Consider the following 414-nt stretch of genomic DNA (forward strand, 5'->3'; position numbering starts at 1 on the left):
AGGGCACGGCGGCCGCCGAGGGGTTTGTCCCAGTTGATTTCGGTTGGGCTATCGACGGGTTTTTCGAGGCGCACCACCTGCCCCGAGACATAGGCCGAGCGCCGCGACAGGAAGAACCGCAGGCTGCTTTCCAGCCCGTCTTCGGCACCCGGTGCGACGTAGATCAACTGCACCGTGATCGCCCGGCGCAACTCCTTGGCCAACGAACGCACCAGGCCCTCAAGGGCACGCTGGGCAATGGCCTGGGGCAGGTCCTTGCACTGCTCCGGCGCCGTGCCGAGCACCACCACCCGGGCGTGCTGCCCAAGGCGCCTGGCGTTGGCGTGGAAGAATTCGTAGAGCTCGTCCAACTGCTTGAGGTCGGCAATGTCGCTGGCGTCGAACACGGCGCCCTGGACCTTGACCGTGGAGGGC

General features: G+C 66.7%; 1 pseudogene. It reads right to left on the reverse strand.

Features of this window, described 5'->3' with window-relative positions:
- A pseudogene (locus tag HX846_RS38855) lies at positions 1–414 on the reverse strand (short chain dehydrogenase); the annotation flags it as partial.

The organism is Pseudomonas sp. K5002 (assembly GCF_013386655.1).
Lineage (GTDB): Bacteria > Pseudomonadota > Gammaproteobacteria > Pseudomonadales > Pseudomonadaceae > Aquipseudomonas.